Consider the following 21,343-nt stretch of genomic DNA (forward strand, 5'->3'; position numbering starts at 1 on the left):
AACGACAATAATGACCACACCCAATGTCGTCCTGCATGTTGCTGACGTCCACAAGCGCTTCGGGGGCCTACATGCCCTGGCCGATATCGACCTGCAGGTCGAGGAAGGCCAGACCCATGCCATCATCGGCCCCAATGGCGCCGGCAAGTCTACTCTACTCAACGTCATCATTGGCAAGCTGGCGCCGACCAGCGGCCAGGTGATCTTTGACGGTGCCATTCTCACCGGGCGCAAGCCGCACCAGATCAACCAGCTGGGCATTGCCCGGGTGTTCCAGACGCCGGAAATCTTCGCCGACCTGTCGGTGCTGCAGAATGTGATGATCCCTGCCCTCGCAAGGCGCGACGGCGCGTTCAAGCTCAACATGCTACGCGCGCTCGATAGCGAAACCGCCATCCGCCAGGAAGCCGAGGGAATGCTCGAAGATGTTGGCATGCTGGCGAGCCAGGACATGGCGGCGGGCAGCCTCAGCCGCGGCGACAAGCGCCGTATGGAGCTGGCCATGTGCCTGATCCAGCATCCGCGCCTGCTGCTGCTGGATGAGCCGACGGCCGGCATGAGCCGCCACGACACCAACACCACCATCGAATTGCTGCAGAAGATCAAAAAGCGCGGCATGACCAAGGTCATCATCGAACACGACATGCATGTGGTGTTCTCGCTGGCCGATAAAATCTCGGTGCTGGCCCAGGGCCGGATCATCGCCGACGGCACGCCCGACCAGGTGCGTGGCAACCCCAAGGTCCAGGAAGCCTATCTCGGAGGGGCCCAGTCATGAACGCGATAACCATGGACAGCCAGACCATGACCAACAGCCACGCCGCCAGCGTCGAAACCACGCGGCCGTTCTTCTCGATCCGCGACATGCACGCCTATTATGGCGAAAGCTATATCGTGCAGGGCGTGTCCTTCGACGTGCGCAAGGGCGAGATTTTGGCGCTGCTGGGCCGCAATGGCGCTGGCAAGACCTCCACCCTGCGCACCATCGCCCGCACCGATGATCCGCAAATGCGGCAGGGTGAAATCTGGCTCGACGGCAACCCGATCCACCAGATGAAGTCCTATCAGGCGGCACGCGCCGGCATCCAGCTGGTGCCTGAGGATCGCCGCATCATCCAGGGACTGACTGTGGAAGAAAACATCACCCTGGCCCAGGTCGCCCCCGGCCATGGCTGGAGCCTCGAGCAGATCTATGAGAGCTTTCCGCGCCTGGCCGAGCGCCGCAAGCAGGAGGGGGTGACCCTCTCCGGCGGCGAGCAGCAGATGGTGGCCATCGCCCGCGCTTTGGCCCGAGACCTCAAGCTGCTGCTGCTGGACGAGCCTTATGAAGGGCTGGCCCCGGTCATCGTCCACGAGATCGAGCGCATCCTGGTATCGATCAAACCGCTGGGCATCACCACCATCATTGTCGAACAGAACGCCGTGGCAGCGCTCAAGCTCGCCGACCGCGCGGTCATCCTCGATACCGGCGAAGTTGCCTTCACCGGCACCGCCAAGGAGGTTCTCGACAACGCCGAACTTCGCCAGGAATATCTGGCGATCTGAGCTACCCTGGGCCTGTCGACCAAAGGCATTCCGCCGATCTCACCCTCTCCCCATCGAGAGGCCCAGGGTAAGGTTCTCACTTGCGTGCAGATTGCAGCACGATCTCAAGATGGCCCCGGCCCAAGGCCGGGGTGACATCGTGGGTGGGGCACCCGCAAGGGCGCAAGCTGCCTCAATCCGCCGCCGCCTCAGGCTCCCCCGCCGCAATCACGATTCCCTCGCCCTCCAGCGCATCGCGCACCTCGCGGGCCAGATCGACCGCCCCGGGCGTGTCGCCATGCAGGCAAATCGAGCGCGCCGCCGATTGTAGCACCGTGCCGTCGATGGCGACGATTTCGCCCGTGTTGGCCAGCCGCAAACAGCGCTCGATCACCGTATCCACATCATGGATTACCGCCCCATCCTGGCTGCGCGGCACCAGCAACCCGTCCGCCGTATAGGCCCGGTCGGCATAGGCCTCGCGGATCAGTTGCATGCCAACCGCCTTGGCCGCCCGCACCTGCTGGCTATTGTCGAGCGCCAGCACTGCCATTTTGGGGTCCATCGCCTGGATATTAGCAAAAATGCCCACGGCAAAAGCGAGCTCTTCCGCCGTCTGGTTGGCCAGCGCACCGTGCAGCTTCACATAGGCCAGTCTCACGCCCACCTCATCGGCGATGAAACGCACCAGAAACAGCTGGCTGCGGATCTGCCGCAGCAATTCATCGAGCGGCATCACCAGCCGAAACCGGCCGAACCGTTTTGGATCGGCGTAGCCGGGATGGGCGCCGGCCCGGACGCCGCGCGCCTTGCACAGCTTGAGTATATGCCGGATCGTCGGCGCGTCTCCCGCATGGCCGCCGCAAGCGATCGAGGCGCTAGACACGATACCGAGCAGGTCCTCATCGGTGCCCATGCCCTCGCCAAGATCGGCATTGAGGTCGATCGAAATCATCTTCGGCGGCTCCGCAACAGCGCCTGCGCATGTTCCACCGTGACCGGCTGGAAGGCAATTGGCGATCCGGGGCGCAATTGGGCGAACCGATCCAGGTCGGCGGTGATGACAGTGGCGATGCGCGGATAGCCGCCGGTGGGCTGGTGGTCGCGCATCAGCACGATGGGCGTGCCATCGCCCAGAATCTGAATATCGCCCGGCACGATGGCGTCGGAGGCCAGCGACAGGATCGTCGCGTCAGCAAAGACAGCGCCCTTATCCTCCAGCCGCACCCCCATGCGATCCAGCCGCGTCGACACCACGAAGGTCTCGGCCACGAAGCGCTGCCGCGCCGCCGGCGCAAACAGCTCGGCATGCAGCCCCCAGATCACCCGGATCGGTCCCTCGATACGGTCTTCGACCGGTGCAGGCGCTTCAAGGCGTTCTGCTTTCGCCAGCTCGATCACATCGCCGGCCCGCAGCACTCGCCCGTCCAGCCCGCCCAGCCGGGCACGACTGCTGGTGGCAATGCTGCCCATCACTGGCGCGACGGCGATATCGGCATCAAAGCGCAGATAGCCATAATTGCCCCACTCGCCCGGCGTCACCGCCAGAACATCGCCGGCTTCCAGCGCCACCGCGCCCGGCCACGCCAATGGCTGGCCGTTGTGCCGAGCAACAAACTGCCCACCGGCAAAGCCGATGCGGCAGCGCCCCTCGGTCAGCTTCAGCTCAATGCTGGCCATGGTGAACTCGATGCCCCCCAGCCCACCGCCGGCCGCGGCATAGGCCGCCCGGTCCATCGGCCCCGAGGCACTGATGCCGTGGCGCAGCATGCCAAACCGTCCCGCATCCTGAATGCTGGCCAGCGGCCCCGCGCGCAAAATGGTCAGCACGGCGCTCATGGCGCTACCACAAAGGTCACGACATCCCCCGCGCCCAGCCGCGTCGGCCTCTCGCTGGTCGGGTCAAAATTGATAAAACTGGTGTGGCCGATCACCGCCCAGCCGGTGGGCATTTCAGTCGCGGCAATCGCCGTCTGCCCCGCCGCAAACAACACACTCCCTGTTGGCACCGAGGGGCGCACACTGGTCTGACGCGGCAGCACCAATTCGGGTGCGTGCAGCCCGCAATAGACGAAGCCCGGGGCAAATCCGGTGGCGAGCACGCGTAGGGGATTGGCGTTATGCGCCGCGATGAAGTCCGGGGCGGTCATGCCCAGCACCGCGGCGACCGCGTCGAGATCGGGACCGTCAAACGACACCGGAATGGTCCAGTGCTTCGTCGCTCGACGCTCGTGGCCCAGATTGAACAGCAGCAAGCGCAGTTCGCCGACAATCACCGATGGGGCTGATTCCAGCGGATCGTAGCGCAGCAGCACAGAGACCAGATTGGGGGCGATTTCGACCACGCCGGGGATTGGCGCGCGATCCAGCGCCAGGGCCAGCGCGATAGCCGCCCGGTTGGCGTCATCAGTGAGGCTGGTGCCAAAGCGCACCAGCAGCCCACTATCGCCGAGCGGGATAAGCGTCGGCACAGGAAAATTTTCGGGGGCGGACGAGCCAGCCACGACGCAGCCTCCTCGGCCGGAACATGTGGCAAGTCCTGTCGGACCCGCCCGGATCAGTCAACCCGGTCCATAAGCGCAAGAACTCTGCCGCGCTCGGAAGACCGTTCGTGATGTGCCGCAATCACCTGTGTCAGGCTGCGGCCGGATTTGACCTGCCGGGACGGTAGCGTCCGGTCAGTTCGGCTCCCTGCCCTCCTGTTCGACTACGGCGTCGAACAGTTCCTTGGCCTGTCCCGCCCCAATCGCTTCGATAGCGACCGCGGCGATGGCAGCAAACAGCTCCGCGATTTCCTGGGGGTCGGTGATTTCGGTGTCGTCGTCTTCGGCGTCGGCGTTGATCAGAGTAAACACAATAACGCGCCTCCAAGTTAGCCAATGGGGAGAGTGTGGGCGATTCCCGTTACGGAACAAATAATGGAATGTGGCGATCCCCAAAGGGAGGCCGATTGCCAGTTCGGTCGGGCGGCCTTACTATTCCCCCGCTTCGAGCTTATCGAGATAGGCCTCGATATCGTCGAGCGACGCCGAGAATGGCTGCGGCTCATTGCCGTAAACCACCTTGTAACTTTCATCCTCGCGCAATGCGTGGCCTCCCGTACCGCCGAGGACCTTGATCTTCTCTGCGGTGAGAATGGTCAGACCATGCCGGGCAGCGATCCGCTTCATCCGGCGCATCCGCGACACATCCAATTCCTTTCGGCTCACGTCTCTTCCTTTGCAGCGATTGGCGGCAGAGAGGGAATGACACCAGTCAGTCCGTCAGCGCCCTACAATGGGCTACCTACCCTAAAGCTCGCGCGGAATCAAAACGTCTTCCGCGGGCCCACCTTACGACGGCGCAACTGCCCGCAGCTCACCTTGGCTTTCGGCGCTGGCTACGGCCGGATTTTCCGGTTTGAGCAGCCAGGTTTCGAGGACGGCAATGGCCATAGCCGCGCCGACCCCACCCACCACGGTCAGCACCACGCGCTGGAGAAAGGCGAAGGAGGGTTCGGAGGTCATCAGCGCACTGCCCGCCAGCGAAACCATGACCGAGCCGGCGTATTGATAGGTCATTGGCGACAGCCGCCCCACCATCATCTTGTGGCCCAGCCACAGCAGGAACAGCGCGGTAACGCCGAACAACACGGTGACATGGGCCGAGATGCCGAGCAGCCCGAGCAGGATCAATCCCAGGATGCCGCCGCCCAGCGTGGAGATCGAACGCTCACGCGCCTCGCGCCAGACCTGATCGGTATATGGATAGATGATAGCAAACATGGCGCCGATGGCCAGGATCAGATTGGACGAATCCAGCACGGTAACCAGCAAGCCGGTGAAGGTCATCAGCACCACCGTACGGATCAGGGCGCGCTTGGCGATCAGGTCATCGCGGACCGGCGTATGGATTTCAACGAATTCTTCGGTCGCCCGCGGCCGCAGCAGCATATAGGCGATCGGCGTCAGCAGGCCCACCGTCAGCGCCGCCTTGAACATTTCGCCGCGCAGATAGGTCATGGTGACATAGGAATTGGCGCCCATGATCGTCATCATCAGGACGGAGACGATCAGCAGCATGCCAAAACTGTTGCCGGTCTTTTGAATGACGAAAAAGCCGAGGAAGCAGATCAGCGCCGTGAAGCCGAACAGCAGGCCGGGCAGGCCCATGAACATTTCCACGAAAAAGCTCATCACCCACATCATGCCGCCCAGCATGATCGGCGCTGCCAGGGCCCGGCCAATGCTGAGCGCCTTGCGATGCCCGGCCACCAGCGACACCGCCAAAGTCGGATACAGCATGGCCATGGGCGACTGCACCATCATGCCGATGGCGAAGCTGACGATCGGGACAATCGCCAGCCGCACCGCAAATAGCGGGTCATCTTCGAAGGTCGGACGGGGTGCGATATACATGGCTGGCTCAGTACAGGTAGGAGAATAGCGCCCCGATGCGCTGCATCCCCGAGGCCAGCCAGGCCACCGGGTTTTCGCCGGTGGCATAGATCATGGCATTGACCTTGGAGCCGACGCGCATATTGGCCGGCACGTCGTCGACGATCTCGATCCGCACCGGAATGCTGCGCGCTGGCTCAAACCAGCGGGTCGATGACTGGTTTTGCGGCAGGCCATTGGCGGTGGTGCGGCCCGCATCGATGCCCCAGGCCACGCCCTGCACGCGCCCCTTGAGGACTTGGCCCGGCTGCCCGTCAAACACCAGGGCGACATCCTTGCCGGCCTCGACATGGGCCAATTGGTTCTCGCGGAAATCAGCCATCACCCAAGGGCGCTCGCTGGAGATAAAGGTCAGCGCCGGCGAGCCCACATTCAGATATTGCCCGGCCGACAGCTTGAGATTGGTCACATAGCCATCACTCGGCGCGGTCACCACGGCAAACTCGCGGTTGAGCAGGGACTGCTCCAGCTGCACCTGGGCGGCCAGAACCTTGACGTTGGCGTCGCCGATGCCGCCGGCGCCCTGCTCGGCGCTGCGATAGCCGGCTTCGGCAGCGGCGAGGCTGGAGCCGGCCGATTCCAGTTGTGCCCGCGCCGTATCGAGATTGGCCTGGGAGATCAGGCCGCGACTGTGCAGTTCGGTGGTGCGGTTGAAGCTGACCTGGCTCGCTGACACACTGGTGCGGGCCTGCTCCACCTGGGCCAGCGTTGCCGCCAAGGAGCTGTCGGAAGCGGCAACCGCCTGGCGCGCCTGCTCCAGATTGACCTCGGCGGTGCGCACCGCCAGATCATAGGGGCGCGGATCGAGCGCGAAGAGCGGCGCGCCGGCGCTGACGAACTGGTTGTCGGTGGCAAAGATGGTTTCGACCTGGCCCGACACGCGCGGCGCGATTTGCGCCGTGGCCGCAGCCACCTGCCCCGTCGAGCTGGATGGCGCCATGCGGTCGCTGGCGACGTGATAGCCCAGGCAAGCAATCGTCACGAACAGGATCAGCCCGGCAGCCTTCTTGGCGGCACCGCGCGCATCCTTGGCCGGGGCCGCAGGCGTGTCAGCCTCGCTCTCCAACTCAGCCGTCAGGGATTGTGACGATGGCACCGAAATGTTCGCGGCAACCGCACGCATGGCCGGCGTTTCCGGACCCGTCGCGGCCGCCTCGGATGAGTTAGAATTATTCTCGGCGTCTGCTACACGCATCTGGGACGCAGCATTCATAATTATCTAGTCCGTAAACAATCTTGATGGTAGAGATAATTACCCAATGGAGTGGAGTCAATGACTGATACGAAACGCCACGCCCAATTGGTCCGAGTGGGCACGGCGATGCGGCGCATGCTGCACAGCGTCGAGAATGCGCGCCTGCATGCTGCCCGAACGCAGCATCTGCATCCCACCGACTTCGCCTGCCTTGGCCTGCTGGCGCGCAGCAGCGAGCCCCTCAGTCCCAAGGACATTATCAATCAGCTCGATCTCAGTTCGGGGTCGGTCACCGCCCTGCTCGATCGGCTGGAGCGCGGCGGCTACATCACCCGGATGGCCAATCCCGATGACCGACGCAGCCTGCTCGTGGTGCTCGATACCAATGCGGCCAGCGAGCCGATGAAAAGCTACCAGAGGATCGAGCAAAGCTACCGCGACGCCACCGCCGGATTCAGCCCCGAGGAACTATCGATGATTTCGGAATTCCTTGAGCGCATGGTTCGTCTGACCGATGATTTGAGCGCAAGCGCCCCGCCGCAGACCAAGGCGACACCCGCCGACCAATAGAAGGCAATGCCGAGCTTGCCTTTCGCCATGGACATGTCAGGCTCCAGTCAGGAGCAGCAAAATGGCAAAATACCTGGCGGTTTACATCGGTACGGCTTCGGCAACTACGAAGGCGGAACAGCCGATCGATCCCGCCACCGAGCAAGCGGGCATGGCAGCCTGGGGTCAGTGGGCCACCCAGAACGCCGGTGTCATTGTCGATCAAGGCGCCCCGCTCGGTCGGACCAAGAAGGTGAACAAGGCCGGCATTTCGGATACGAAAAACCAGCTCACCGGCTATGTGATCGTTGAAGCCGGCTCACTCGACGAGGCCGCAGCGCTGTTCAAGACCCATCCGCATTTCAATGTGTTTCCCGGCGATAGCGTGGAAATCATCGAATGCCTGGAGATGCCCGGCTAGGCAGCGCTCAGCCAAAGTTGGCCGCGTTGGAGCCTTGGGGTAAAACGGGCTGAGGGAATCAGCAAAAATGCTGGCCGGCGGAGCGCCTATGTTTGCTGCGAGCCATTTGATATCCTTTGACGATTTTTCAGAGGACCCGATTTGAACGACTCCACAGCTGTTGCCACCATCCCCGTCGCCTGGCTCAAGCCGCTTCCTGATGGCTATAAGATACCGGTCTGGCGCTGGATCGTGCTGCCCGCCACCACCATTCTGCTCAAGCGCAACGGCGGCGTCTGGATGAACGGCACGCTGGCGCTTTTGGCCAATGACCTCAGCTTCACGCAAACGCGGCTGACCAAATCCACCCGCACGCCGCCCGTGCAATGGGTCGTTCCGCTGGCCAATATTGCAAAAGTCAGTCTGGAGAAGGGCTTGGCGTCGGAGAAGATTGAAATCCAGCACGCCCGCGGCAGCATCAAACTGATGTCGGTGCGCTCGTTTGATTTCGTCGCCCTGCTGCAGCAGGCGCTGCCTTCCCGATAGGCGCGGCCAGGAGTCTTCGGATGTCGGCCGCGCGCCAGTTGGTGTAGGATGCCTCGGCAACGGCCGGAGGAGGTCTGATTATGCCACTCTATCTGACACGCTTCAGCTACACGCCGGAAACCTGGGCTCGACTGATACAGAACCCGGAAGATCGCCGCGACGCCGCGCGCAAATATATCGAGTCCGTCGGCGGCAGACTGCACGGCTTTTGGTACGCCTTTGGCGCGCATGACGGTTACAATCTATGGGAGGCCCCGGACAATGTCTCCATGGCCTCCGTCGCCATCGCGATCGGGGGCGGTGGTGCCCTGTCGAAATTCGAGACAACACCCTTGCTCACGGTCGAGGAAACCATGACGGCGCTAAGCCGGGCGCAAGCAGTCGGTTATCGACAGCCGGGCGAACGGGCCTGAGCCTGGGAGCGGACATTGTCCGCTCCCCTCATCTATTGCGGGACAGCACCAACCGCGCATGATTATGCCGGTTTCGTCGCCACGCCATCGAGCCACAGCAGATTGTCTCGTCCCGGTGCGTGCCCGTCGATCCAACATGCTTTGCGTCGATTTCGGGCCCCTTCTGGATAATATGAACCATGGCCATGCCGTGGCCTCGCCCGAGGTCGTACTCGGACTTCAGCCAATCCAGGATTTGCCCGGCCTTGACGCCCGGTGCATTCAGTCCTTTCGCTGCCGCGAGGTCGACGATCTGTCTGGGCGTGAGGCCCGTTTTTGTCTCCACGGCGTCGAGGTAAGCTTGGAATGACACGCTCGTTCTCCTGCATTGCAATAGCCACCGAGACACTCGATAGCGCCTCGCCTGCCTCCCCGTCGAATGGAAGACCCCGATTTCGACACTTTGGACAGAAATTCGGGCGGGGCGTACGGCCCCTAAACGCGATCAATTCGCCCCAAGTCAGTCCCGGCGCGACAATCGGGCAACAAGCGTATAAGTTCGCAGCAGGGCGAACATTCGCGGGTTTCGCGGCCGGCCCGGATCGGCATGCCCACGATGTTGGACTCTCTCGAAACAATTACCGATGCGCAGACGCTCGCGCAGGCCATCGTCAACACCCTGCCCGAGCCGTTTCTGGTGCTCGATCAGGATTTTCGAGTGCTGGCTGCGAGCCGGGCATTCTATGAAACCTTCAAGGTCGATCCCGAGAATACGCGCGGGCGCCTGCTCTACTCCCTCGGCGATGGGCAGTGGGACATCCCGGCCCTGCGGGTGCTGCTGGAGACGATCATTCCAGAGCGGACCGCGATGGACGGGTTCGAAGTCGACTATGATTTCCCCAATGTCGGCCGCCGGATCATGCTGCTGAACGCGCGCAAGGTGATCTACGAGACCAGGGCCAGTTCGAATATCCTGCTCGCCTTCATGGACGTGACGGTGCGCCGTGGCATCGAGCGCGACAAAGAGGCCCTGCAAAGCCAAACCGATGAGCTGTTGCGCCAGAAGCAGGTGCTGCTCGATGAAATGCAGCATCGTGTGGCCAACAGCCTGCAGATCATCGCCAGCATTCTGATGCTGAAAGCCAAGGCGGTTACCTCCGAAGAGGCGCGCGGCCATTTGCAGGATGCCCACCAACGCGTGATGTCGGTCGCGGCCGTCCAGGCCCATCTGCACACCTCGGAGGGAATCGACCACATCGAGGTCAGCTCCTATCTGTCGAAGCTGTGTGGCAGCCTGGCGCACTCCATGGTTGGCGAAGGCCAGCCGATCTTGGTGAAGGTGTTGAGCGACGAGGCTTTGATCGAATCTGCCAGGGCGGTGAGTATCGGCCTGATCGTCACCGAACTGCTGCTGAATGCCATCAAATACGCCTTCCCGGCCGCCTCGACCGATGCCACGGTGCTGGTCACCTACGAGGTCGATGGCGACAATTGGCGGCTCAGTGTTTCCGACAATGGCATTGGGAAAAGCGAGGATATCACCTCTGCGGGTGGCGGCCTGGGAACCGCTATAGTCAAGGCGCTCGTCGCCCAATTGGACGCCCAGATCAAAACCACAAGCGGGGCGAGTGGATTGAACGTTTCGATCACCAAAACCTCGTTCACGTCACGCGTACCGCTCGAAGTCGCCTGAAACCGAATGTCTGGCGCTCAGGAGAGAACGACATGAAAGTGCTTCTCCTCATCGTCGGGGTCGTCTGTGTGCTCTTGGGCGGCCTCTGGCTGGTTCAGGGGCTTGGCCTGGTCGCCATTCCACCAATCCTGTGCGTTGCCGAGTGCGAGACCATCGAAGGCCCGGCACCAGGCTGGGCGCTGGCAGGCTTGGTCGTCGCCGCAGCCGGGGTGGCGGCGATATTCTACGCACTCAGAAAACGCAGATCGCCTCGGTAGCCTAGCGTCCGGATCGCCGTGTCCGACCCCATACGGGTGCCGTCGCAAAATTTTCTGCAAAGTCCGTGTTTAGTGCTAATCTTCCAGACAACTACAGAGGTCCTGTCCTCGCCTTTGTCCGCGCGCGAACAAGGAACACCGTGCCCAGTTCAACAGAGAAGGCCGTAGATTTCCTGTTTGACGCCGCAGTTCAGGCTGCTCCTTGGAGCGTGGGTCTTGATCTACTTGCTTCCGCGTTCAATGCCGAGGGCTCTTTCATCATCACGGATGACCCTGTCGGGGTGGAGCGCGGCATTCCGCTCGGCAGCAAGCTGGACGGTTTATTCGAGGCTTTTGTCGCCGGCGGCTGGCACCAGAATGATTTGCGCGCCGCCCGGGCCTGGCCGCTGATTTCCACGGGCAAGCGGGTGTTTCTCGAACATGATTTGTCGACTGAGACAGAGCGTCTGACCCAGCCCTACTACCAGGACTTCTTTTGGAAGCTGGGACTGCCGTGGTTTGCCGGCGTGGGCTGCGCAATCAAGGGCCGTCGCTGGGCGCTGTGTTTCCTGCGCGGAACCGGCCAACAGCCCTATGACGGCCATGACACCCGCCCGCTCGGCGCCCTCTCGCCCCATCTGCGCCGGATCGTCACCATTGCCAACGAGTTCTCCGCCTCAGTCCAGCGCTCGACCTTGTCCCTGCTCGAGCACTCCAGCGAGGCGCTGCTGGCGCTGGATTTTCATGGACGGGTGGAATGGGCCTCGCCCCCGGCGATCAACACGCTGGAATCGGTAGTGTCCTTCAGGAACGGCAGGCTGCACGCGCGGGACAGCGGCGCCAATGCTCAGTTGCAAAGCGTCATTCGCACCGCGATCACCGCCAAAACGCCGGCCCTGCAGCCGGAAAACGGCGTGGTATTGCTCACCAATGAGGGTATCCCCGCAGTGCTGGTCGAAATCATCGCCCTGCCGCGCAGCGGTACCGATGTGTTTTCACAGGCCGCTGCCCTGATGTTCGTCAAGGATCTGGTGCATCGCCGCCCGGCGCCGGTTGAAAAACTGGTGCGCCTGCTGGGCCTGACCAACCGCGAAGCGAGTGTCGCGGCCGCCGTCGGCTCGGGGATGTCGCTGCGCGACACCGCCACCACCCTTGGCCTGAGCTACGAAACCGCGCGGACCCACCTCGCCCGGATTTTCCAGAAACTGTCGATCAACCGGCAGGTCGAACTGATGCTCATCATCGAGAAGCTGTAATCCCGGGCGTCGGAGCCGCCAACAAAACAGCGGCCAGACCAAACAATCAGCTATAAGAGCTGCCTATATGCCATTGAAATATCGATGAGCAGGCTGGCGGGTAGAGAGGGATTCGAACCCCCGGAACGCTTTCACGTTCGCCGGTTTTCAAGACCGGAGCAATCAACCGCTCTGCCATCTACCCGTGGGATGTGCGTTTATCGACAGAGTCGCATCCTGTCCAGAGCCGAGCGTGCCGCCAGGCTATTGCCTCAGGGCAGCAACACCACCGATCCCGTCGTCTCACGCCCTTCCAGCGCCCGATGCGCCTCGGCGGCCTGCTCCAGCGGAAAGGTCTGGCCGATCTCGACCTTGATGGCCCCGCTCTGCACCGCCCCGAATAGCAGCGCCGCGCCTTTCAGCATGTCCTCCCGCTGGGCCAGATAATGCATGCCGGTCGGCCGCGTCACATAAAGCGAGCCCTTGCGCGATAGCAGGGTGATGTCGGGAATCGACACCACGCCCGAGGCATTGCCGAAACTCACCATCAGCCCACGCGGCCGCAGGCAATCGAGCGATTTTTCGAATGTCGCCTTGCCGACGCCGTCATAGACCACGTCGACGCCTTTGCCCCCGGTAATGTCGCGAACACGGGCGGCAAAATCCTCGGTGGTGTAGTTGATGAGATGGTCGCAGCCATGCGCTTCGGCCAGCGCCAGTTTCTCAGCGCTGCCGGCCGTGGCGATCACCGTGGCGCCGAGCGACTTCGCCCATTGTGTGGCGATGAGCCCGGTGCCGCCGGCAGCGGCGTGCCACAGAATGGTTTCGCCCTTGGCCACCGGCCAGGTGTTGAACAGCAGGTAATAGGCCGTCAGCCCCTTGAGCAGAATCGCCGCTGCGGTGCGGTCGTCAATGCCGTCAGGAATCGGCACCACCCGCTCTGCCGGTGCCAGCCGCTCGGCAGCGTAAGCGCCGATCAGGCCCTGATAGGCGACCCGGTCGCCGACCTTGAGCCCGGTCACATCCGGTCCCAGCGCCGTGACGACGCCCGCGCCCTCATTGCCGGCGACGAAGGGCGTCTGCACCGGATAGAGCCCGGAGCGCTGATAGGTGTCGATAAAATTCAACCCGATGGCCGTCTGTCGCAGCGCCACCTGCCCCGGCCCAGGGCTGGCCAGCGGCCAGTCCTCGACGCTCAGAACTTCGGCTCCACCGGTCTGGTGGACCACGACCGCCCGGGTCATTTGGAAGCCTTGGGCTTGCGCGGTGCCGATTTTGGCCGCGCCTGAGCGCGAGCCGTCGGCGTCGATTTGGCACTCGGCTTTTGCGTTGCGGCAACGCCCGCTCCGCCGGTCACCGAACCGGTCACGGCGGTGAACGGGGCGACGGCAGCGTGCCCACCGCCCACCTTGGCCTTCTTGCGGCCCGAAGCAATGATGTTGATGGCCTCAACTAGCACGGAGAAGGCCATGGCGGCGTAGATATAGCCCTTGGGAATGTGGAAGCCGAGGCCATCGGCCACCAGCGACACGCCGATCAGCAGCAGGAAGGCCAGCGCCAACATCTTGGTGGTGGGGTGGTCGGCGACGAATTTGGCCACCGGACCGGAGGCGACGAACATCACGCCGACGGCGACGATCACCGCCGCAATCATCACTTCCACATCGTCGGCCATGCCGACGGCGGTGACGATGGAGTCGATGGAAAACACCATGTCGATGACGATAATCTGGCCGATAATAGCGGCGAAGACGGCGCTCGCCTTCTGGCCCACACCCGACTCATGCGGCTCCTCGATGGCCGCGTGCATTTCATGCGTGGCCTTGTAGATGAGGAAGGCGCCACCAGCGATCAGGATCAAATCCTTCCACGACAGGTCGAGGCCAAAGGCCGAAATGGCCGGCTGGGTCAGGCTGATGATCCAACTGATGACCAGCAGCAACAGGATGCGGAAAATCAGCGCCAGCGCCAGGCCGATCTTGCGGGCGCGGTCGGCCTGCTCCTTGGGCAGCCGCGAGACCAGCACCGAAATGAAGACGATATTGTCGATACCCAGGACGATTTCCATCACCGTAAGGGTGCCGAAGGCGATCCAGGCATTGGGATCGGCCAGTAGCTCAAGCATTGTCGGCTCCATTTCGAGTCTCGGTTCGCTTATCTAAGCAGAGCTTGGCGCGCCGGAAAGGCCCAGCAGCAGAGAATTTCTTGCGGCCTGCCTTTGGCGGCACAAAGTCGCTGCCGCAATGCTGGCTTCGGGGGCTTGGCGGATGATAGCCTTGCCGGCAAAGAGAGTTGTGAGTGTCCCCATGGAATCGTTCACCCCACTGACCGCCGCCCTTGGCGGCGCCCTGATCGGCTTGGCCACTGCCGTCCTATGGTTGGGCAATGGCCGCATTGCCGGTATCTCCGGTATTTTCGGCCAGTTGCTGCCGCCGGCCCAGACCGTGGTCTGGCGCGTGGTGTTCCTGGTAGCGCTGGTGGTCGCGGCCTTTGGCGCGGCAAAACTGTTCCCCGAACTCGGCGTCGGGGGCATTGAGCCGGCCCGGCTGGTCGAGGCCCCCGCCGGTTGGGGGGTGCCGACGCCAATCTGGCTGGCCATCGCCGGTCTTCTGACCGGTCTTGGCACCAAGATCGGCAATGGCTGCACTTCGGGCCATGGCGTCTGCGGGCTGGCCCGGCTGTCGCGGCGCTCGCTGGTGGCGGTGCTGGTGTTTTTCGGGGTGGCGATCGTCACCGTCACCGTGACCGGGTAGTGTGATGGCCAGTCTCAAGCTCCCTTATCTTGCCACGGCCGCCCTGAGCGGCGCGCTGTTTGGCTCCGGGCTCTACGTGTCGCAGATGGTCGACCCGTTCAAAGTGCTGCACTTCCTCGATTTCGGCGCCATCCCTTCCGGCGGCTGGGACCCCAGCCTCGCCTTTGTCATGGGCTCGGCGCTGATCGTCATGTTCATCGCCGTCCGCCTCGGCAAGCGCCGGGACGCGCCGCTGTTCGACACCGCCTTCCACGAACCGGAATACAAGAAGATCGACCGCCGACTGGTTGGTGGCGCGGCGCTGTTCGGCATCGGCTGGGGCATGGCCGGCATCTGCCCCGGCCCAGCCATTTCCCTGATTGCCTTTATCCCTGATGGCTTGTGGATTTTCCTCGTCGCCATGCTGGTCGGCTCGCTCGCCGGTAGTGTGCTGATCCCCAGCGGCCACGCCCGACGCCTGGCGGACGCCCAATGAGCGCCACCGACGCCGATGCCATCCTGGTGGGCGGTGGGCTGGCCGGTGTCGCCGCCGCCATTGCCGTCGCCGCTGCGGGGCTAAAAACCATTCATCTGGCGCCGGTCGGCCCGCCGGACCGCCGCACTTCGGCGCTGATGATGCCCAGTGTCGATTATCTGCGCGGGGCCGGCCTCGTCGATGATCCGGTAGAGCTGGGCCATGCCTTGACCCAAATCCGTATCATCGACGCAACCGGGCGGCTGATCCGTGCCCCCGAAACCCTGTTCGACGCCAAAGAGGCCGGCATGACAGCTTTTGGCTGGAATTTTGCCAATGCCCGCCTGCTGGAGCGCTTTCACCGCGTCGCCACTGGCCTCGCCAACCTCGAAACCCGCAATGCCGGCGTTACCGATCTCACCGACTCCATCGTCACCCTCACCGACGGCAGCCGCCTCACAGCACCGCTGATCGTCGGTGCCGATGGCAAGAAATCGCTGGTGCGTGGCGCCGCTGGCCTGCGCTCGCGCGAACATGAATTTCCCCAGGCGGCTTTGGTCTGCGACCTCGATCTCGGCCGCCCCATCGGCGGTGCCTCCATCGAGTTCCACTACAAACAAGGCCCGTTCACCCTGGTGCCGGCTGGCGACAACCGCGCCAATCTGGTGTGGATCGATGATCGCGCCGTGCTGGAGGCCGCCAAGGCCGGTGGCACTGACGCACTGGTCGCCCAGTTTCGCGAAAAATCGCAGCGCCTGTTCGGCGCCATCACCCTGGCCGGCCCCGCCTTCGTGTTCCCGCTCAGCACGCTCAGCGTCGACAGCGCTGGCGCGGACGGCGTCGTGCTGGTGGGCGAAGCGGCGCATGCCTTCCCGCCCATCGGCGCCCAAGGGCTCAATCTGGGGCTGCGCGACGTTGCCGACCTCGCCGCCTCCCTCGCGGCCATCGACCGCAGCACGCAAGACTGGGCGATACGCGTCAGCACCGATTACGCCAGCCGCCGCGCCAGCGATCTAGCCCGCACCGGGGGCATGGTGGACACGCTGTTCCGCTCGCTGCTGGCCGACATGATCCCCGCCCAAGCCTTGCGGGCCGGCGGCCTCTGGGCGCTCAAGCTGGCCCCCGCCCTGCGCAAGCAGGCTTTTGCCGTCGGCATGGGCAACCGCTAGCCACACCACCTACCACATAAAAAAGGGCGCCGTCACCGGCGCCCTTTCAATTCCAGTCCGCTCGCTTTACTGCGCGGCGGGAGCAGCTTCGGCCGGCGCTGCAGCGCTGCCGTCAAGCTGCTTGCGCAGTTCTTCAGCGCGATCCTGCAGCACCTGTTCCAGCGCGTTCTCACCCGAAGTTTCCTGACGGAATTCTTCGAAGGTCAGTGCGGCATCGCCATCATAGGCGGCGGTGAAGCCGGCCAGGGTGATTTCGATGGTCAGGTCCTGATTCTGGCGGTTCTTGGCGGTCAGTTTGAGCGTGCCGCCCTTCTTGAGCGAGTTCACATACTGCTCGTTGATCACCAACTGGGTCGCGCAGGAGGTGGGGTCGCAGAGCATGTAAGGCACGCGGATCGGCTTGGCGCTATCGATCTGCCAGGTCAGGCCGAACGGCAGCAGCACGCCGAGCGGCACGGCGGCTACGGCGAGCAGGCGGCTTTCCTGACCCGGATCGTCGCGCAGCAGGAACGAGCCGAGGAACTGGCCATTGGCCAGCACCACCTGGCGCATAATGCAGGCTTTCTGGCCATCAGCCAGCGGATCGCAGACTTTGAGCCAGTTCTGAGTGGCACCGGCAGCGGCGGGAGCCGCAGCAGCGGCATCGACAGCGGCAGGCGCCTCGACGGCCGGCGCTTCAACAGCGGGCGCGGCGTCCTGTGCAAAGGCCGGCAGGGAGGACAGCATGAGCGCGGCCACCGTAAAACCGGCGACTAGAGGTTTCCTGATGTTCATAGAATTTCCTTGGCTTCTTTGGCGGTCCCGGTGACCTTTGCCACCTTGAGAATTGAACTGCCCTTCAAGTGCTGAATTCGGGCAATAACATGACGGCTATCCCTTGCCAAAGGATTATGGCGATTGAGGGTTGATGCTATTTGGTCAGGCAACATTTTCTGCCAGTTTAGCCAGCCGTGACAAGATGGTCGCTGCGCCTTTCAGGCGATCATTCGGTGTCGGCCAGTTACGGGCGAACACGAGTTTCTGATCGGGCTTGATGCGCACCTGGTTGGCCGGATCGCTGACCAGCTTCACCAGCGCCACCGGGTTGGGATATTCGTTGTTACGCAGGGAGATAACCGCGCCCTTGGGGCCGGCATCGACCTTTTCCACATTGGCCTGGCGGCACAGCGCCTTGACCAGAATGACCTTGAGCAGCGCCTCCACCTCTTCGGGCAGCGGCCCGAAACGGTCGATCAATTCTGCGCCAGCAGCATCAATATCGCGAATATCGGTCAAATCGCCCAAGCGGCGATAGAGCTGCATGCGCAATTGCAGATCTGGAATATAATGCTCGGGGATCATCACCGGCATGCCCAGCGAAATCTGCGGGCTCCACTCGTTGCGATCCTCGTAATCGGCTTCGCCGTTCCTGAGATTGGCGACCGCCTCCTCCAGCATGGCCTGATACAGCTCGAAGCCGACTTCGCGGATATGGCCCGATTGTTCGTCGCCCAGCAGATTGCCGGCGCCACGGATATCGAGGTCGTGGCTGGCGAGCTGGAAGCCGGCGCCGAGGCTTTCCAGCGATTGCAGCACGCCCAGCCGCCGTTCGGCAGTGTCGGTGAGCTTGCGGTCGGCCGGCACCGTGAACAACGCATAGGCGCGCGCCTTGGCCCGGCCGATGCGGCCGCGGATCTGATACAGCTGCGCCAGCCCGAAATGATCGGCGCGATGCACCACCAGCGTGTTGGCGTTCGGAATATCGAGCCCCGATTCGACGATGGTGGTGGCCACCAGCACGTCGAATTTATTGTCGTAAAAGGCGTTCATGATATCGTCGAGCTGGCCCGGCGGCATCTGGCCATTGGCCACGACATAGCTGACCTCTGGCACCTGCGCCTTGAGGAACTCGGCGATTTCGTGCTGATCCGTGATGCGCGGCACCACGTAGAAGCTCTGGCCGCCGCGATATTTCTCGCGCAACAACGCTTCCCGCACCGATAGCGCGTCGAAGGGGGCGATAAAGGTGCGGATGGCCAGCCGGTCCACTGGTGGCGTTGCCAGCAGGCTCAGATCACGCACCCCGGTCAGCGCCAGTTGCAGCGTGCGCGGAATCGGCGTTGCCGTCAGCGTCAGCACGTGGACGTTGTCCTTGAGCTCCTTGAGGCGCTCCTTGTGACCCACGCCGAAATGCTGCTCTTCGTCGATGATCAGCAGGCCCAGGTCGCGGAACTTGATGGTCTTGCTCAGCAGCGCGTGGGTGCCGATGACGATATCGACCTGGCCATCGGCCAGCCCTTCCTTGGTGGCCTTGAGTTCAGCGGCGCTGACCATGCGCGAGGCATGGCGCACCCGCACCGGCAGTCCCTGGAAGCGCTCGGAGAAGGTCTTGAAGTGCTGGCGGGCCAGCAGCGTCGTCGGCACCACCACCGCGACCTGCTTGCCGCTCAGCGCCACGGCAAAGGCGGCGCGCAGCGCCACTTCGGTCTTGCCAAAGCCCACGTCGCCACACACCAGCCGGTCCATGACCCGGCCGGAGGTCACGTCATCGAACACCGCCTCGATGGCGGCCATCTGATCCTCGGTTTCCTCATAGGGGAAACGCGCGGCAAATTCGTCATAGGCGCCGGGGTTGATCTCGACCACGTCGGCCTTGGTCAGCAGGCGCGCGGCGGCGATCTTGATCAGCTGCTCCGCCATGTCGCGGATGCGCTTCTTGAGCTTGCTCTTCTTGGCCTGCCAGGCGACGCCGCCGAGCCGGTCCAGCGTGACATTGCCGTCATCGGAGCCATAGCGGGTCAGCAGCTCGATATTTTCGACCGGCAGATAGAGCTTGGTGTCGCCGCCATATTCCAGCTCGACGCATTCATGCGGCGCGCCGCCGGCATGGATCACCTTGAGCCCGAGGAAGCGTCCGATACCATGATCGACATGCACCACCAGATCGCCGGCCGCGAGGCTCGCCGCCTCGGTCAGCGCATCGGATGCCTTTTTCTTGCGCTGCGGGCGCAGAATGCGTTCGCCCAGAATATCCTGCTCGGAGAGGACCAGCAGGTCCTTGGTCTCGAAGCCGGTTTCCAGCGGCAGCACCACGAGCGAGGTCGTCGCCGCGCTGGTGGTTTCAGCATCACGCCAGTTTTCCGCCATACGCGGATTGGTCAGCCCGTGGTCCTTGAGCACCTGCACCATGCGGTCGCGGGTGCCGGTGCTCCAGCACGCCACCACGGCGCGGCGGCCCTTGCGGCGCTCGTCCAGCAGCCGGTCGACCACCGACTGGAACAGATTGGTATCGGTTGCCTGCCGTTCGGCGGCAAAGCTGGGGGCAATATGCCCGCCTTCATCGTCGACGGCCCGCGTGCCCGGCGCCACGAACTGGCTGAGCTGGATCACTGAGGCCCCAGCCAGCGCATAAGGATGCTGGTCGACGGCATAGAGCAGTTCGGGCCGGATCGGCTTATAGGGCGCCCCTGCCCCGGCTACGACCGGCAGCAGTCGCGCTGCCTCGCGCGCGTCGTAATAGTCGCGGATCTGCTCGACGCGATCGGCATAGGCTTCCGCCGCCTGCTCATCGAAGACGAAGGGCGCGTCGCCGACATAATCGGCCAACGTATCGAGATGGTCGTAGAAGAACGGCAGCCAATGCTCGGTGCCGGAATAACGCGAGCCGCCGCTGACCGAGGCATAGAGCGTGTCATCAACGGTATTGCCGCCAAACGTGGCGGTGTAGTTCTGCCGGAAGCGCTTGATGGTGGCGTCGGTCAGCACCAATTCGCTCATCGGCGTCAGGTCCACGCGCTTCAGCGTGCCGGTGGTGCGCTGGCTGTCGGGATCAAAGGTCCGGATGGATTCGAGCTGGCTACCGAAAAAATCGAAGCGCAACGAGGCTTCAGCGCTGGCCGGGAACAAATCCACCAGCCCGCCGCGCACCGCATATTCGCCGCTCTCGCGCACCGTCGGCACGCGCAGATAGCCATTATTGGCGGCCCAGCCGATCAGCTTGTCGCTCTCGACAATCCGCCCGGCAATTGCCGAAAACGACATGGTTTCCACCACATCGCGCGGCGGCAGCTTCTGGATCAGGCCATTGACCGCCGTCAGCACCACGGCGCCCTTGGCCCCGCTGGTCAGCGCTGCGAGCGTGTTCATCCGCGCCGCAATGGTCACATTATTGGGCGACACCCGATCATAGGGCAGGCAGTCCCAGGCTGGCAGCGTCAGAATCGTGTGGCCCGGCAGCATGGCGGTCAGAATATCGGCCATGCGCTGCAGCCGCCGCCCGTCGCGCGCCACGAACACGATGCTCGCCGCATCGTCCGGCGCCGCCTCAATGCGCTGCTGCACCAGGCGCGCCAATACCATCGGCTGCATGCCGTCGGGAACATTGGCGAGGGTGCGGCTGGGACGCGGCGCGATCAGATCGTTCATCGACCCAGCCGTGCCTGATGGTCGGCGATCACTTCGGCGAGAAATTCCGCATCCACATGCTCGGGTGGCACCGCCTGCCCCATCACCCAGGTCAGAAGTGGCGGATCTTCCTCGCTCATCAGCGCTTCGAGCTGATCGAGCCCGGCATGATCCAGCCGCTCAACATGGGCGTCCGCATAGGGGCCGAGCACCAGGTCCATTTCCTTGGTGCCACGATGCCACGCCCGATAGCGCAGCTTCTTGCGGCGCACAGCAATATCTTCACCGGCAGTCATTTGACGCGCCATGATCCCGAAGTGGTTGATAGAGCGTTCTGTGTAACGCCATTCGCGGTGTGTGTCAGCCCTCGCCCGCGCC

The 21,343-nt window shown here is 63.3% G+C and carries 25 protein-coding genes and 1 tRNA gene; 12 read left to right on the forward strand and 14 right to left on the reverse strand.

The features are described 5' to 3' along the window. The first annotated feature begins 10 nt into the window (after positions 1 to 10). On the forward strand, positions 11 to 778 hold the full coding sequence (locus ACX3OZ_RS10070; protein ID WP_459097430.1) for an ABC transporter ATP-binding protein: 768 nt from the start codon (positions 11 to 13) through the stop codon (positions 776 to 778). Between the two features lie 26 nt (positions 779 to 804). Next, a complete protein-coding gene (locus ACX3OZ_RS10075; RefSeq protein ID WP_459097524.1) occupies positions 805 to 1,545 on the forward strand; it encodes an ABC transporter ATP-binding protein in 741 nt (246 codons plus the stop codon). 172 nt (positions 1,546 to 1,717) lie between these two features. On the opposite strand, the gene ACX3OZ_RS10080 is transcribed toward ACX3OZ_RS10075, so the two are convergent. The 7 genes from ACX3OZ_RS10080 to ACX3OZ_RS10110 all read right to left on the reverse strand — a co-directional run bounded on the left by ACX3OZ_RS10080 (position 1,718) and on the right by ACX3OZ_RS10110 (position 7,083). After that, complete coding sequence (locus ACX3OZ_RS10080; protein WP_459097429.1) at positions 1,718 to 2,479, reverse strand: LamB/YcsF family protein; 762 nt, start codon at positions 2,477 to 2,479, stop codon at positions 1,718 to 1,720. Then, entirely contained in the window at positions 2,476 to 3,363 is an 888-nt protein-coding gene (locus ACX3OZ_RS10085) for a 5-oxoprolinase subunit C family protein (RefSeq protein ID WP_459097428.1), read from the reverse strand. Before ACX3OZ_RS10085 ends, ACX3OZ_RS10080 begins: the two co-directional genes overlap by 4 nt. Then, positions 3,360 to 4,028: a 5-oxoprolinase subunit B family protein gene (locus ACX3OZ_RS10090; RefSeq protein ID WP_459097427.1), complete on the reverse strand. Its 669-nt coding sequence runs from the start codon at positions 4,026 to 4,028 to the stop codon at positions 3,360 to 3,362. Before ACX3OZ_RS10090 ends, ACX3OZ_RS10085 begins: the two co-directional genes overlap by 4 nt. 174 nt (positions 4,029 to 4,202) lie before the next feature. Further along, complete coding sequence (locus tag ACX3OZ_RS10095) at positions 4,203 to 4,379, reverse strand: hypothetical protein (RefSeq protein WP_459097426.1); 177 nt, start codon at positions 4,377 to 4,379, stop codon at positions 4,203 to 4,205. A 120-nt stretch (positions 4,380 to 4,499) separates the two neighbouring features. Beyond that, positions 4,500 to 4,733 carry a hypothetical protein gene (locus tag ACX3OZ_RS10100; protein WP_459097425.1) on the reverse strand — a complete coding sequence of 78 codons (234 nt, stop codon included), beginning with the start codon at positions 4,731 to 4,733 and terminating at the stop codon, positions 4,500 to 4,502. A gap of 123 nt (positions 4,734 to 4,856) precedes the next feature. Continuing rightward, positions 4,857 to 5,921, reverse strand: a complete 1,065-nt coding sequence (locus ACX3OZ_RS10105; RefSeq protein WP_459097424.1) for a hypothetical protein — start codon at positions 5,919 to 5,921, stop codon at positions 4,857 to 4,859. 7 nt (positions 5,922 to 5,928) lie between these two features. Next, positions 5,929 to 7,083, reverse strand: a complete 1,155-nt coding sequence (locus ACX3OZ_RS10110) for an HlyD family secretion protein (RefSeq protein ID WP_459104446.1) — start codon at positions 7,081 to 7,083, stop codon at positions 5,929 to 5,931. 150 nt (positions 7,084 to 7,233) lie between these two features. Here ACX3OZ_RS10110 and ACX3OZ_RS10115 point away from each other — a divergent pair, with 150 nt between their 5' ends. From ACX3OZ_RS10115 to ACX3OZ_RS10130, 4 genes are all read left to right on the forward strand, one after another. Then, positions 7,234 to 7,725 carry a MarR family winged helix-turn-helix transcriptional regulator gene (locus ACX3OZ_RS10115; RefSeq protein ID WP_459097422.1) on the forward strand — a complete coding sequence of 164 codons (492 nt, stop codon included), beginning with the start codon at positions 7,234 to 7,236 and terminating at the stop codon, positions 7,723 to 7,725. A 61-nt stretch (positions 7,726 to 7,786) separates the two neighbouring features. Continuing rightward, positions 7,787 to 8,125, forward strand: a complete 339-nt coding sequence (locus ACX3OZ_RS10120) for a YciI family protein (protein WP_459097421.1) — start codon at positions 7,787 to 7,789, stop codon at positions 8,123 to 8,125. A 141-nt stretch (positions 8,126 to 8,266) separates the two neighbouring features. Next, a complete protein-coding gene (locus tag ACX3OZ_RS10125) occupies positions 8,267 to 8,650 on the forward strand; it encodes a hypothetical protein (protein WP_459097420.1) in 384 nt (127 codons plus the stop codon). Positions 8,651 to 8,730: 80 nt separating this feature from the next. Next, complete coding sequence (locus ACX3OZ_RS10130; RefSeq protein WP_459097419.1) at positions 8,731 to 9,063, forward strand: GYD domain-containing protein; 333 nt, start codon at positions 8,731 to 8,733, stop codon at positions 9,061 to 9,063. Positions 9,064 to 9,091: 28 nt separating this feature from the next. Here the strand turns inward: ACX3OZ_RS10130 and ACX3OZ_RS10135 are convergent, their stop codons facing one another. Further along, the gene (locus ACX3OZ_RS10135) at positions 9,092 to 9,415 is read right to left on the reverse strand and encodes a DUF4287 domain-containing protein (protein WP_459097418.1); all 324 of its coding nucleotides are present in this window, start codon (positions 9,413 to 9,415) and stop codon (positions 9,092 to 9,094) included. Positions 9,416 to 9,658: 243 nt separating this feature from the next. On the opposite strand from ACX3OZ_RS10135, the gene ACX3OZ_RS10140 reads away from it, so the two are divergent. The 3 genes from ACX3OZ_RS10140 (at position 9,659) to ACX3OZ_RS10150 (ending at position 12,227) form a co-directional block, all read left to right on the forward strand. Next, on the forward strand, positions 9,659 to 10,735 hold the full coding sequence (locus ACX3OZ_RS10140; RefSeq protein ID WP_459104447.1) for a sensor histidine kinase: 1,077 nt from the start codon (positions 9,659 to 9,661) through the stop codon (positions 10,733 to 10,735). A gap of 32 nt (positions 10,736 to 10,767) precedes the next feature. Next, complete coding sequence (locus ACX3OZ_RS10145; protein ID WP_459104448.1) at positions 10,768 to 10,992, forward strand: hypothetical protein; 225 nt, start codon at positions 10,768 to 10,770, stop codon at positions 10,990 to 10,992. A 140-nt stretch (positions 10,993 to 11,132) separates the two neighbouring features. Further along, positions 11,133 to 12,227, forward strand: coding sequence for a helix-turn-helix transcriptional regulator (locus ACX3OZ_RS10150; RefSeq protein ID WP_459104449.1), 1,095 nt, complete (start codon positions 11,133 to 11,135; stop codon positions 12,225 to 12,227). Between the two features lie 94 nt (positions 12,228 to 12,321). Here ACX3OZ_RS10150 and ACX3OZ_RS10155 read toward each other — a convergent pair. From ACX3OZ_RS10155 to ACX3OZ_RS10165, 3 genes are all read right to left on the reverse strand, one after another. Then, positions 12,322 to 12,411, reverse strand: a tRNA-Ser gene (locus ACX3OZ_RS10155). Positions 12,412 to 12,478: 67 nt separating this feature from the next. Continuing rightward, a complete protein-coding gene (locus tag ACX3OZ_RS10160; protein ID WP_459104450.1) occupies positions 12,479 to 13,450 on the reverse strand; it encodes a quinone oxidoreductase family protein in 972 nt (323 codons plus the stop codon). Beyond that, a complete protein-coding gene (locus ACX3OZ_RS10165) occupies positions 13,447 to 14,331 on the reverse strand; it encodes a TerC family protein (RefSeq protein WP_459104451.1) in 885 nt (294 codons plus the stop codon). The genes ACX3OZ_RS10160 and ACX3OZ_RS10165 overlap by 4 nt, the downstream gene beginning before the upstream one ends. Before the next feature lie 181 nt (positions 14,332 to 14,512). Between ACX3OZ_RS10165 and ACX3OZ_RS10170 the strand changes: the two genes are divergently transcribed. The 3 genes from ACX3OZ_RS10170 to ACX3OZ_RS10180 are packed head-to-tail and all read left to right on the forward strand — an operon-like array spanning position 14,513 to position 16,582. Next, entirely contained in the window at positions 14,513 to 14,959 is a 447-nt protein-coding gene (locus tag ACX3OZ_RS10170; RefSeq protein ID WP_459104452.1) for a YeeE/YedE family protein, read from the forward strand. A gap of 4 nt (positions 14,960 to 14,963) precedes the next feature. Then, entirely contained in the window at positions 14,964 to 15,434 is a 471-nt protein-coding gene (locus ACX3OZ_RS10175; protein WP_459097411.1) for a DUF6691 family protein, read from the forward strand. Next, positions 15,431 to 16,582 (forward strand): FAD-dependent monooxygenase, encoded by a 1,152-nt coding sequence (locus ACX3OZ_RS10180; RefSeq protein ID WP_459104453.1) that lies wholly within the window; start codon positions 15,431 to 15,433, stop codon positions 16,580 to 16,582. The genes ACX3OZ_RS10175 and ACX3OZ_RS10180 overlap by 4 nt, the downstream gene beginning before the upstream one ends. Positions 16,583 to 16,648: 66 nt before the next feature. Here the strand turns inward: ACX3OZ_RS10180 and ACX3OZ_RS10185 are convergent, their stop codons facing one another. The 3 genes from ACX3OZ_RS10185 to ACX3OZ_RS10195 all read right to left on the reverse strand — a co-directional run bounded on the left by ACX3OZ_RS10185 (position 16,649) and on the right by ACX3OZ_RS10195 (position 21,261). Next, the gene (locus ACX3OZ_RS10185) at positions 16,649 to 17,356 is read right to left on the reverse strand and encodes an invasion associated locus B family protein (RefSeq protein WP_459097409.1); all 708 of its coding nucleotides are present in this window, start codon (positions 17,354 to 17,356) and stop codon (positions 16,649 to 16,651) included. Positions 17,357 to 17,500: 144 nt separating this feature from the next. Next, positions 17,501 to 20,986, reverse strand: coding sequence for a transcription-repair coupling factor (gene mfd / locus ACX3OZ_RS10190; protein ID WP_459104454.1), 3,486 nt, complete (start codon positions 20,984 to 20,986; stop codon positions 17,501 to 17,503). Next, complete coding sequence (locus tag ACX3OZ_RS10195; RefSeq protein ID WP_459097407.1) at positions 20,983 to 21,261, reverse strand: FAD assembly factor SdhE; 279 nt, start codon at positions 21,259 to 21,261, stop codon at positions 20,983 to 20,985. Before ACX3OZ_RS10195 ends, mfd begins: the two co-directional genes overlap by 4 nt. Between the last annotated feature and the right edge of the window lie 82 nt (positions 21,262 to 21,343).

The organism is Devosia sp. A369, from assembly GCF_054489345.1.

Coding starts and splice junctions, on each gene's coding strand:
- ACX3OZ_RS10070 (WP_459097430.1), top strand. CDS start 11: ATGACCACACCCAATGTCGTCCTGCATGTTGCTGACGTCCACAAGCGC.
- ACX3OZ_RS10075 (WP_459097524.1), top strand. CDS start 805: ATGACCAACAGCCACGCCGCCAGCGTCGAAACCACGCGGCCGTTCTTC.
- ACX3OZ_RS10080 (WP_459097429.1), bottom strand. CDS start 2,479: ATGATTTCGATCGACCTCAATGCCGATCTTGGCGAGGGCATGGGCACC.
- ACX3OZ_RS10085 (WP_459097428.1), bottom strand. CDS start 3,363: ATGAGCGCCGTGCTGACCATTTTGCGCGCGGGGCCGCTGGCCAGCATT.
- ACX3OZ_RS10105 (WP_459097424.1), bottom strand. CDS start 5,921: ATGTATATCGCACCCCGTCCGACCTTCGAAGATGACCCGCTATTTGCG.
- ACX3OZ_RS10110 (WP_459104446.1), bottom strand. CDS start 7,083: ATGCGTGCGGTTGCCGCGAACATTTCGGTGCCATCGTCACAATCCCTG.
- ACX3OZ_RS10115 (WP_459097422.1), top strand. CDS start 7,234: ATGACTGATACGAAACGCCACGCCCAATTGGTCCGAGTGGGCACGGCG.
- ACX3OZ_RS10120 (WP_459097421.1), top strand. CDS start 7,787: ATGGCAAAATACCTGGCGGTTTACATCGGTACGGCTTCGGCAACTACG.
- ACX3OZ_RS10130 (WP_459097419.1), top strand. CDS start 8,731: ATGCCACTCTATCTGACACGCTTCAGCTACACGCCGGAAACCTGGGCT.
- ACX3OZ_RS10140 (WP_459104447.1), top strand. CDS start 9,659: ATGTTGGACTCTCTCGAAACAATTACCGATGCGCAGACGCTCGCGCAG.
- ACX3OZ_RS10145 (WP_459104448.1), top strand. CDS start 10,768: ATGAAAGTGCTTCTCCTCATCGTCGGGGTCGTCTGTGTGCTCTTGGGC.
- ACX3OZ_RS10160 (WP_459104450.1), bottom strand. CDS start 13,450: ATGACCCGGGCGGTCGTGGTCCACCAGACCGGTGGAGCCGAAGTTCTG.
- ACX3OZ_RS10165 (WP_459104451.1), bottom strand. CDS start 14,331: ATGCTTGAGCTACTGGCCGATCCCAATGCCTGGATCGCCTTCGGCACC.
- ACX3OZ_RS10170 (WP_459104452.1), top strand. CDS start 14,513: ATGGAATCGTTCACCCCACTGACCGCCGCCCTTGGCGGCGCCCTGATC.
- ACX3OZ_RS10175 (WP_459097411.1), top strand. CDS start 14,964: ATGGCCAGTCTCAAGCTCCCTTATCTTGCCACGGCCGCCCTGAGCGGC.
- ACX3OZ_RS10180 (WP_459104453.1), top strand. CDS start 15,431: ATGAGCGCCACCGACGCCGATGCCATCCTGGTGGGCGGTGGGCTGGCC.
- ACX3OZ_RS10185 (WP_459097409.1), bottom strand. CDS start 17,356: ATGAACATCAGGAAACCTCTAGTCGCCGGTTTTACGGTGGCCGCGCTC.
- mfd (WP_459104454.1), bottom strand. CDS start 20,986: ATGAACGATCTGATCGCGCCGCGTCCCAGCCGCACCCTCGCCAATGTT.
- ACX3OZ_RS10195 (WP_459097407.1), bottom strand. CDS start 21,261: ATGACTGCCGGTGAAGATATTGCTGTGCGCCGCAAGAAGCTGCGCTAT.